At 68.8% G+C, this 9379-nt stretch carries 13 protein-coding genes and 1 pseudogene; 5 read left to right on the top strand and 9 right to left on the bottom strand.

The features are described from left to right. The 6 genes and pseudogenes from V6M46_RS01220 to V6M46_RS01195 form a co-directional block, all read right to left on the bottom strand. Positions 1-104 (bottom strand): 50S ribosomal protein L19 (locus V6M46_RS01220; RefSeq protein ID WP_332661859.1); only part of this gene is annotated, 104 nt, incomplete at its 3' end. A 157-nt stretch (positions 105-261) separates the two neighbouring features. Beyond that, positions 262-942 (bottom strand): tRNA (guanosine(37)-N1)-methyltransferase TrmD, encoded by a 681-nt coding sequence (gene trmD / locus V6M46_RS01215; protein WP_332661854.1) that lies wholly within the window; start codon positions 940-942, stop codon positions 262-264. Between the two features lies 1 nt (position 943). Further along, complete coding sequence (gene rimM / locus V6M46_RS01210) at positions 944-1459, bottom strand: ribosome maturation factor RimM (protein WP_332661853.1); 516 nt, start codon at positions 1457-1459, stop codon at positions 944-946. A gap of 5 nt (positions 1460-1464) precedes the next feature. After that, entirely contained in the window at positions 1465-1704 is a 240-nt protein-coding gene (locus tag V6M46_RS01205; protein WP_056397763.1) for an RNA-binding protein, read from the bottom strand. Positions 1705-1871: 167 nt separating this feature from the next. Beyond that, positions 1872-2303: pseudogene (rpsP, locus tag V6M46_RS01200) on the bottom strand (30S ribosomal protein S16); the annotation flags it as partial. A 189-nt stretch (positions 2304-2492) separates the two neighbouring features. Continuing rightward, entirely contained in the window at positions 2493-3263 is a 771-nt protein-coding gene (locus V6M46_RS01195) for a crotonase/enoyl-CoA hydratase family protein (RefSeq protein ID WP_332661851.1), read from the bottom strand. A gap of 95 nt (positions 3264-3358) precedes the next feature. On the opposite strand from V6M46_RS01195, the gene V6M46_RS01190 reads away from it, so the two are divergent. Next, a complete protein-coding gene (locus tag V6M46_RS01190) occupies positions 3359-3700 on the top strand; it encodes a zinc ribbon domain-containing protein YjdM (protein ID WP_332661849.1) in 342 nt (113 codons plus the stop codon). A gap of 4 nt (positions 3701-3704) precedes the next feature. Here V6M46_RS01190 and V6M46_RS01185 read toward each other — a convergent pair whose 3' ends face one another. Further along, entirely contained in the window at positions 3705-4613 is a 909-nt protein-coding gene (locus V6M46_RS01185) for a sterol desaturase family protein (protein ID WP_332661847.1), read from the bottom strand. Positions 4614-4685: 72 nt separating this feature from the next. Here V6M46_RS01185 and V6M46_RS01180 point away from each other — a divergent pair, with 72 nt between their 5' ends. The 4 genes from V6M46_RS01180 to V6M46_RS01165 all read left to right on the top strand — a co-directional run bounded on the left by V6M46_RS01180 (position 4686) and on the right by V6M46_RS01165 (position 7528). Continuing rightward, positions 4686-5585 carry a DMT family transporter gene (locus V6M46_RS01180; protein WP_332661846.1) on the top strand — a complete coding sequence of 300 codons (900 nt, stop codon included), beginning with the start codon at positions 4686-4688 and terminating at the stop codon, positions 5583-5585. A 45-nt stretch (positions 5586-5630) separates the two neighbouring features. Next, a complete protein-coding gene (locus tag V6M46_RS01175) occupies positions 5631-5798 on the top strand; it encodes a hypothetical protein (RefSeq protein ID WP_332661844.1) in 168 nt (55 codons plus the stop codon). Positions 5799-5817: 19 nt separating this feature from the next. Next, a complete protein-coding gene (locus tag V6M46_RS01170) occupies positions 5818-6174 on the top strand; it encodes an arsenate reductase family protein (protein ID WP_332661842.1) in 357 nt (118 codons plus the stop codon). Positions 6175-6331: 157 nt separating this feature from the next. Continuing rightward, on the top strand, positions 6332-7528 hold the full coding sequence (locus V6M46_RS01165) for an MFS transporter (protein WP_332661855.1): 1197 nt from the start codon (positions 6332-6334) through the stop codon (positions 7526-7528). 3 nt (positions 7529-7531) lie between these two features. Here the strand turns inward: V6M46_RS01165 and V6M46_RS01160 are convergent, their stop codons facing one another. After that, positions 7532-8035 carry a gluconokinase gene (locus V6M46_RS01160; protein ID WP_332661840.1) on the bottom strand — a complete coding sequence of 168 codons (504 nt, stop codon included), beginning with the start codon at positions 8033-8035 and terminating at the stop codon, positions 7532-7534. A 47-nt stretch (positions 8036-8082) separates the two neighbouring features. Next, a partial coding sequence (gene ffh / locus V6M46_RS01155; RefSeq protein ID WP_332661839.1) for a signal recognition particle protein occupies positions 8083-9379 on the bottom strand: 1297 nt, incomplete at its 5' end.

Raw genomic sequence — 9379 nt, 5'->3', positions numbered from 1 at the left:
CCCTCGATGACCCTGACGTGCACGTCCAGCGTGTCGCCGGCGCGGAAATCGGGGATGTCGGTGCGCAGCGATGCGCTGGCGACCTGGTCGACGATGTTGGTCATGGTCTACTCCTCGCTGGTGCCACAGGTCACCCACGGATTGCTTTGCGAATGAAAGTTTTGAAGCGGCGGTGAACACGATTCCCCTGAGGCAGAATCGTCGGCGCCAAGGGTCAATGTTGCCACATGCGGACCCCCCGGAGGAAATCGGGCGCCGGGGTCAGTCCAGCAGGTCGGGGCGACGCGCGCGCGTACGTTCGAGCGCCTGCTCGCGACGCCACGCCGCGATCGCCGCATGGTTGCCGGACAGCAGGATCTGCGGCACGTCGAGGCCGCGCCAGCTCGCGGGCTTGGTGTAGACCGGGTACTCCAGCAGCCCGTCGTCGCCGTGCGACTCCTCGACGAGCGAGTCGGGGTTGCCCATGAACCCGGGGATGAGCCGCACGACCGCCTCGATCATCGCGAGCGCGGCGACCTCTCCCCCGTTGAGCACGAAGTCGCCGAGCGACACCTCCTCGACCCGCCACCGGCCGGCAGCGTGGTCGATGACCCGCTGGTCGATGCCTTCGTAACGGCCGCAGGCGAACACCAGGTGCTCCTCGGTGCTGAGCTGCTCGGCCATGCGCTGCGTGAACGGGGCGCCCGACGGCGTCGGCACGACGATCACGGCGGACTCGGTGGCCAGCGCGTCGAGCGCCTCGCCCCACGGCTCGGCCTTCATGACCATGCCGGCACCGCCGCCGTAGGGGGTGTCGTCGACGCTGCGGTGCTTGTCGGTCGTGAAGTCGCGCAGGTCGTGCGTCGTGACCTGCAGCAGCCCGGCGACCTGCGCCTTGCCGGCGAGGGACAGCTGTAGCGCGTCGAAGTAGGCCGGGAAGATGGAGACGACGTCGATCTGCACGTCAGTCGCTCGTCTCGGCCTCGGCCGGGTCCAGCAGCCCCGCGACCTCGTTGATCGTCACGAACCCGCCCTTGACGTCGACGACCGGGACGATCTCGGTGACGAACGGGATGAAGACCTCGCGGCCATCGACCTCGACCGTGAGCGTGTCCTGGTGGGGGCCGTGCACGATGCCGGTCACGGTGCCGACGACGTCGTCGCCGCTACGCGCCTCGAGCCCGACCAGCTGGTGGTCGTAGAACTCGTCGGGGTCCTCGGGCAGCTCGAGCGGGTCGATCTCGGCCTCGATGATCCGGCCGTGCAGCGCCTCTGCGGCCGTACGGTCCGGGATCTCCTCGAACGACACGACGAGGCGTCCGCTGTGGTGCCGGGCGCGGGCGATCGTGAGCGTACGGTCGCCGCAAACGACCGACGAGCCCGGGGCGAAACGCCGTTCGGGCTCGTCGGTTCGGATGTCGACGTTCAGCTCACCACGGATGCCGTGGGCGCGACCGATGCGGCCGATGACGACCTGCATGCTGCTCAGTTGCGGCGGTCGACGTCCACGAAGTCGATGCGCGCGCCGCCACGTCCGGCGATCGCGCCCGCGACCTTGCGGATGGCGGTGGCCGTACGGCCCTGGCGACCGATGACCTTGCCGAGGTCGTCCGGGTTGACCCGGACCTCGAACAGCTCGCCGTTGCGCGTCTGCTTGGCACGCACGTCGACATCGTCAGGACTGTCGACGATGCCGGCGACGAGATGCTCGATGACCTCGATCATGGGGGCTGCCACGATCAGGCCTTGGCCTCTTCGGCGGGTGCCTCGTCGGCCTTGGGCTCCTCGACCTTGGCCTCGTCAGCCTTGGCCTCGTCAGCCTTCGGCTCCTCAGCCTTGGGCTCCTCGACCTTGGCCTCGTCGGCCTTGGGCTCCTCGACCTTGGCCTCCTCGGCCTTCGGCTCCTCAGCCTTGGCCTCGTCAGCCTTGGGCTCCTCAGCCTTCGCCGCGGCCTTCTTGGCTGCAGCGGCCTTCTTGGTCGTCGCGTCGGCCTTGGGCTCGCTGTGGAGCTCCTTGAGCGCGTCCTGGAAGATGTCTTCCTTGCTGCGCTTCTCGTCGGCGAACTTCATGGTGTTCTTGCCACCGATGTCGCCGGTGATCTTGAGCAGCGCGGCGACGGCCTCGGTCGGCTGGGCGCCGACGCCGAGCCAGTACTGGGCGCGCTCACCGTCGACGTTGATGATCGACGGGTCTGCCTTGGGGTTGTAGGTGCCGATCTCCTCGATGACGCGTCCGTCGCGCTTGGTGCGCGAGTCGGCGACGACGATGCGGTAGAACGGCGTGCGGATCTTGCCCATACGCTTCAGGCGAATCTTGACTGCCACGAGTGTGGTGTCTCCTCAGATGTGTGTATGTGGTGACCTGCCGGTGCCGCGTGGGGACACGGCCGACGAAATCGGTGAGCCGGGCGGCACGAAGATGAGAGGGTCTCCATGCGTACCGGACGCAAGGGGTCATTCTGCCAGAACACGGGCCATGGCTCCAATTCGGCCGGGCCCGGATGCTCTCCCGGGTCAGAACCCGCCGTGACGGCCCTCGCCGCCGGCGAAGCGAGCCGCGCCGTCGGCACCCTCCAGCAGCACGATCGGTACGCCGTTCGCGCCCTCCGAGCGCAACGCGGCGTCCAGCGGCAGGTCCCACTGGCGGTAGGCCGAGGCGCGATCGGCCTTCATGCACTCGGCCGGGAACGCCGCGATCTGCTCGGCGAGGTCGTGTGCGACGGTGAGCGAGTCGCCGACGGGCACGACGCGGTTGGCGAGTCCCATCTGCAGTGCCTCGTGCGCGCCGACGGGGCGCCCGGTCAGGATCATGTCGAGCGCGCGGCCCTGGCCGACGATGCGTGGCAGGCGTACGGTGCCGCCGTCGATCAACGGAACGCCCCAGCGCCGGCAGAACACACCGAACACCGCATCCTCCTCGACGACCCGCAGGTCGGCGAGCAGCGCGAGCTCCAGACCGCCGGCCACCGCATGGCCCGCCACCGCGGCGATGACCGGCTTGGTCAGCTCCATGCGGCTGGGTCCCATCGGACCGCTACCGAGCCCTTCGGGGTCCAGCTCGTTACGGCGCTCCGGGTCGTCGATCACCGACAGGTCGGCACCGGCGCAGAACGTACCGCCGGCACCCGTGAGGACGGCGACCGCGAGCGACTCGTCCTCCTCGAACTGCTGGAACGCGTCACGCAGCTCGGTGGCCATCGGACCGTCGACGGCATTGCGCACCTCGGGCCGGTCCATCGTGATGGTGCAGATGTTCTCGTCGACGTCATAGCGAACGTGATCCATGCCGCCATTCTTGCCGACGGGTTGAACCGTCAGGCAGCCCGTTGCCGCCCAGGCGGGTACGCGTTCGGCTTCCGCTGACCGCATACCCTGATGTCGTGAACCTGCCACCCTGCCCGTCCTGCGCCTGCGAATACACGTACGAGATGGGCGCCCTGCTCGTGTGCCCTGAGTGTGCGCACGAGTGGTCCCCGACCGAGGCCGAGGAAGCACCTGGGGAGCGGGTCGTCAAGGACGCCTACGGCACGGTCCTCAACGACGGCGACACCGTGACGGTGATCAAGGACCTCAAGGTCAAAGGTCAGTCGCTGTCGATCAAGGTCGGCACGAAGGTACGCAACATCCGCCTCGTCGACGGCGTCGGCGACCACGACATCGACTGCAAGGTCGACGGATTCGGCCCGATGCAGCTCAAGTCCAGCGTCGTCAAGAAGGCCTGACGCACTAGTCCGCGGGCACCCGTTCGGCCGGCTGCGGCGGCTGCCATCCCGGCGGCCCGAAGACGTATGCCAGTCGGTCACGCCAGCGCGGTGCCTGTTTGACGTCGTGCCAGATCTTGACGTACTCGCCGTACTGCAGCTTCCACACGTTGTAGGTGCCGACCGGGTAGGTCAGCCCGTACGTCGGCCGGTGCAGCTCGGGCTGGAACGACCTGAACAGGCGATCCCAGACGATGAGGATGCCGCCGTAGTTGCGGTCGAGATAGATCGGGTCCGAGCCGTGGTGCACGCGGTGGTGGGACGGGGTGTTGAACACCGCCTCCCACCAGCGGGGGAACCGGTCGATCTTCTCGGTGTGCAGATGGAACTGCCAGATCAGGTTGATCGAGAACGTGAAGTAGATCATCCACGGCGGGACGCCCAGCAGCGGCAAGGGCAGCCAGATCACGACCTCGAACCACTGGTTCCACTTCTGCCGCAGCGCGGTCGAGAAATTGAAGTAGACGCTCGAGTGGTGAGCCTGGTGGCCGGCCCAGCCGAGGCGTACGCGGTGCGAGAAGCGGTGGTAGGTGTACCAGAGCAGGTCGACGCCGAGCAGCACGCCGACCCAGGTCCACGGGTTCGCCGCCGACAGGTGCCACGGCGCGAGGTGGACGTAGAGCACGGTGTAGAGGAGGAACGCGGCCGTGCGGAAGATCGCCGAGAACGCGATCGAGCCGACGAACATCGTCAGGCTCGCCCGGGTGTCCTCCTTGAGGTAGCCCATCCCCCGAGGTGACGCCGCGGCCGCATGTTCGCGATCCTCGCGGTCCTCGCGGCGCACCGCGGCCATCTCGATCAGCATGAACAGCAGGAAGAACGGCACCGCCGCACCGGCGGGATCGTTCAGGTTGTGCGAGAAGGCTTCCCACATCCGGTCATCGTCGCATGTGGCGACGATCGCAGCAGCGGAATACCGTCATCAGGTGAGCGCTGGACGATCCGCATGCTGACGGCGGTGCTCGCTGCCCTCGGCTCCGCGGCCGGCGCCTCGATCTCGAATGCGATGCAGCACCAGGCGGCGGGTGCCGCACCGCCTGGCAAGCGCGGCGCGGTCGGGCTGCTGCTGCACCTCGGTCGCAGCCCGCGATGGGTGCTCGGCACCCTGATCGGTCTGGTCGGGTTCGTGCTCCACGGCGTTGCCGTACGAGCCGGAACGCTCGCCGTCGTCCAGCCCATCGCGACGAGCGGGATGGTCATGGCGATCCTGGGTCGATCCGTGCTGGACAAGGCCCTGCCGTCCGCGCGCGAGATCAGCTGGGCATTCGTCACGGCGTGCGGCCTGACCCTGTTCGTGGTCTCTGCCAATCCTGACGTCCGGCCGGTCGGCAACGAGTCACGCACGGGACTGATCCTGGTCGGCATCGGAGCCGTCGTCGCGGCCGCGCTGTCGTACGCCGCGCGGCGTACGCGCGGTGAGAACGCGCGCGGCCTGTTGCTGGGCAGCTCCGCGGGCGTCCTGTTCGGGATGGTCGCCGGTGTCCTCAAGCTGGTCGCCAACGCCTTCGCCGACGACGGCCTCCGGGCCGCGCTGACGAGCTGGCCGCTCTGGGTGCTGATCGTCATCGGCTTGAGCGGCATCGTCCTCAACCAGCACGCGTTCCAGGGTTCCCCGTTGTCCGTCTCGATGCCGGTGCTCAACGTGGTCGACGTGCTCGTCGCGGTCGGCTTCGGCTATGCCGTGTTCGGCGAGGTTCCTGCCCACCACCCGCTCGCACTGGCCGCCGAGATCATCGCCCTGCTGCTGATGGCGGTGGGCGTACGCCAGCTGACGCGAGAGCTCGGCGGTACGTTCTTCAGATCATCCACACCCGACGAACGGCGACGAAGGATCGCCGACTCCTGAGAAGGTGTCTTAGAAGTACCCGCTCACACCACGAAGGATGCGCTCATGAACAGCTCTCCACTCGACCCGATCGAGATGCCGCCGACGGATCCCGCCGACCCCGTATTCGACCCTGACCTCGATCCCCTGACGGACCCGGCCATCGACCCCGACGCCGATCCCGTGCTCCCCGACGAGGAAGACACCTACCCTTCGGAGCCGTCGGAGTTCTAGTCGGCTCTATCCTCGCGGTATGCCTGACCTCACGATCCTGCACAACTCCGCCTGCTCGACCTCACGGCACGCCCTCGACGAAGCGTCCGCCGCCGGAGTCGACGCCGAGGTCGTGCCGTACCTCAAGAAGCCGCTGGATCGTGCCGAGTTGCTCGACCTCCTGGCCAAGCTCGAGGACCCACCGGCCGACCTCGTGCGCAAGGACGGGTTCTTCAAGGCGCAGGGACTCGACGCCGACGACTACGTGACGCCCGAGGCGGTGGCGGACCTGCTCGTCGAGCACCCGAGGCTCATGCAGCGCCCAGTGCTCGTCCGCGGGGGCCGCGCCATCATCGGTCGCCCCAAGGATCGCGTGGCCGCATTCCTGGCGTCGTGAGCCTGGCGGGTCCTGTGTCATGAAGGCCAGCCCTCGAGCCTTGACGAGGCCTGCTGCGCTCTTCCAGAGTGGATCCATGCGTTCCCCGGCAACCGAACCTTGACCCTCTGACCGAGCCCTCACGCTCCGCGCCGTCGCCTGGTCCGGCCTCGGCGAGCTGATTCCGCTCTATGCGCTCTACGCGCTGCTGTTCGCCGATCACGGCCTGAGCACGGCGCAGATCTCCTCGCTGCTGTTCCTGTGGTCCGGCACGGCGTTCCTGCTGGAGGTCCCGTCCGGCGCCTGGGCCGACACGGTCTCGCGCCGCGGACTCCTGGTCCTGGGGTCGCTGCTGACGGCGACCGGGTTCGCGACCTGGACGCTCCTGCCGTCGTACGCGGGCTTCGCCGCCGGATTCGTGCTGTGGGGACTCGGAGGGTCGCTCCACTCCGGCACGTTCCAGGCACTGCTGTACGACGAGCTCGCCGCGCGCGGCACGACCCGGGCGTACCCGCGGACACTCGGCTTCGCGACGACGGCCGGGGAGGCCGGCGCCCTGGTCGGCATCCTCGCTGCCGCGCCGCTGTTCCACCTCGGCGGCTACGCGCTCGTCGGCTGGACCAGCGTCGCCGTCGTCCTCGCACAGGCGGGCGTCGCGGCGTCGCTCCCCCGCGCTCCGCAGGCCGTGCCGGTGGCCCTCGTCGACGACCCCGAGGACGACCCCGAGCCGGTCCCGGCGTCGGTCCGGCCCAGCGGCGGAGTGTTCACGACGTACGTCTCGATGCTGCGGTCCGGCACGACCGAGGCGTTGCGCAGACCCACCGTGCGGGGCGGGGTGATGCTGGCGGCGATCCTGTTCGGCTTCACCGCCCTCGACGAGTACTTCGGCCTGCTGGCTCGTGACGGAGGCGCCTCGACGGAGACGGTGCCCCTGCTCCTGGGTCTGACCGTCGCCGGATCGCTGGTGGGCTCCCTGCTCGCGGGCCGTACGGCGGAGATGCGCTCGTCGACCATGTCGCGGGTGCTGGTCGTCGCGGGCGTCGCGCTCGCCGCGGGCTCGGCGCTCGGTGGCGCAGGACTCATCGGCGTGGCCGGCTTCGCGCTGATCGGCCTCGGCTACGGCATCCTGACCAATGCCACGGTCGTCGCGGAATCCCGGCTCCAGGACGCGATCGAGGGGTCCGCACGAGCGACGGTCACCTCGGTCTCCGGACTGCTCAGCGAGCTGGTGGCGCTGGCGATCTTCGCCGTGGTCGCCCTGCTCTCGGTGTGGCTGTCGACGTCCGCGCTGATGGTCGCGCTGGCGCTTCCGGTGGTCGCCACCGGACTGGTCGTGCGCCGCTGGCTGCCCGCGCGACCTCGGGTCCGCGAATGACCGTCAGCGAGTGAGCCCGGCGCGGGCGACGAACTCGTCCACGATCTCGGCGGGCGAGGGGGTGATGTCGAAGGCCCAGCCGTTCTCGTCGTCCTGCAGCGGCTCGAGGGTCTGCTCCTGCGACGTCAGCAGCGACGCCGGCATGAAGTGCTCGCGATGCTCCATGCGGGACTTGATCAGGTCATGGTCGCCGGTCAGGTGCAGGAAGTACGTACGCGGTGCGGCGTCGACGAGGACGTCGCGATAGACCCGCCTGAGCGCGGAGCAGCTGATGACGCCACCCGAGGCGTCGTGCTCGTTGAGCCACCCGCCGATGTCGGCCAGCCAGGGCCAGCGATCCTCGTCGGTCAGCGGGGTGCCGGCGGACATCTTGGCGATGTTGGACTCGGGGTGGAAGTCGTCGCCATCGGCATACTCGATGTCGAATCGATCAGCCAGCTCATGTCCGATCGCGGACTTGCCGACCCCCGAGATGCCCATGACCACGACAAGCGGCAGCGGATTCATGCCTCGACAGTATGTCCCCTACGTCGCGGCCGGACACCGGGCCGTCGTCAGAGCAGGTCCTTGAGCTCCTTGGGCAGCTCGAACTCGTCGTTGCCGCCGGCCGGGAAGCCGAAGGCGTTCGCCCCGTCCTTCTTGGGTGCGCCGGCAGCCTCGGCGGCGCGCTTGGCGGGGTTGCCGGAGACGCGCTTGCCCTTCTTCTTCTGCTGCGGCTTCTGCTTGGCGCCGGCCCGCTTGCCGGCACCGGGAAGCCCCGGCATGCCGGGCATACCAGGAACTCCGCCGCCGCCCTTGGCCATCTGCTGCATCATCTTGCGGGCGTCGAAGAAGCGGTCGACGAGCTGGTTGACGTCCTTGACCTGGGTGCCGGAGCCCCTGGAGATGCGGGTGCGCCGGGAGCCGTCGATGATCTTGGGGTTGTCGCGCTCGGCCGGCGTCATGGAGCGGATGATCGCCTTGATGCGGTCGACCTCGCGCTCGTCGAAGTTGGCGAGCTGCTCCTTCATGGCGCCCATGCCGGGGAGCATCCCGACGAGCTTGGACATCGAGCCCATCTTGGAGATGGCTTCCATCTGGCTGAGGAAGTCGTCGAGCGTGAACGAGCCGCCCATGAGCTTCTCGGCGGCCTTCTCGGCGTCCTTGGTGTCGATGACCTTCTCGGCCTGCTCGATCAACGTGAGCATGTCGCCCATGTCGAGGATGCGCGACGCCATGCGGTCGGGGTGGAACGCGTCGAAGTCGGTGAGCTTCTCGCCCGTCGACGCGAACATGATCGGCCGGCCGGTGATCGAGCGTACGGACAGCGCCGCGCCGCCGCGGGCATCGCCGTCGAGCTTGGTCAGCACCACGCCGGTGAAGTCGACGCCCTCGAGGAATGCCTCGGCGGTGACGACGGCGTCCTGGCCGATCATCGCGTCGATGACGAACAGCACCTCGTCGGGATCGACCGCGGCGCGGATGTCGGCGGCCTGCTGCATGAGCTCGGCGTCGATGCCGAGGCGACCGGCGGTGTCGACGATCACGACGTCATGGAGGGTGCGGCGAGCCTCGGCGAGACCGTCGGTGGCGACCTTGACCGGGTCGCCGACGCCGTTGCCGGGCTCGGGGGCGAACACCGTGACGCCGGCCTGCCCGCCGACGACCTGGAGCTGGTTGACGGCGTTGGGGCGCTGGAGGTCGGCCGCGACGAGCATCGGCGACTTGCCCTGGCCCTTGAGCCACAGCCCGAGCTTGCCGGCGAGGGTCGTCTTGCCGGCACCCTGGAGGCCGGCCAGCATGATGACGGTCGGCGGGTTCTTGGCGTAGCGGATGCGCCGCGTCTCGCCGCCGAGGATCGTGACGAGCTCG

The organism is Aeromicrobium sp. (genome assembly GCF_036676885.1).
Taxonomy (GTDB): domain Bacteria; phylum Actinomycetota; class Actinomycetes; order Propionibacteriales; family Nocardioidaceae; genus Aeromicrobium.
The sequence above is the reverse complement of the archived record's forward strand: the minus strand, read 5'-3'. Positions and strand labels throughout refer to the sequence as shown.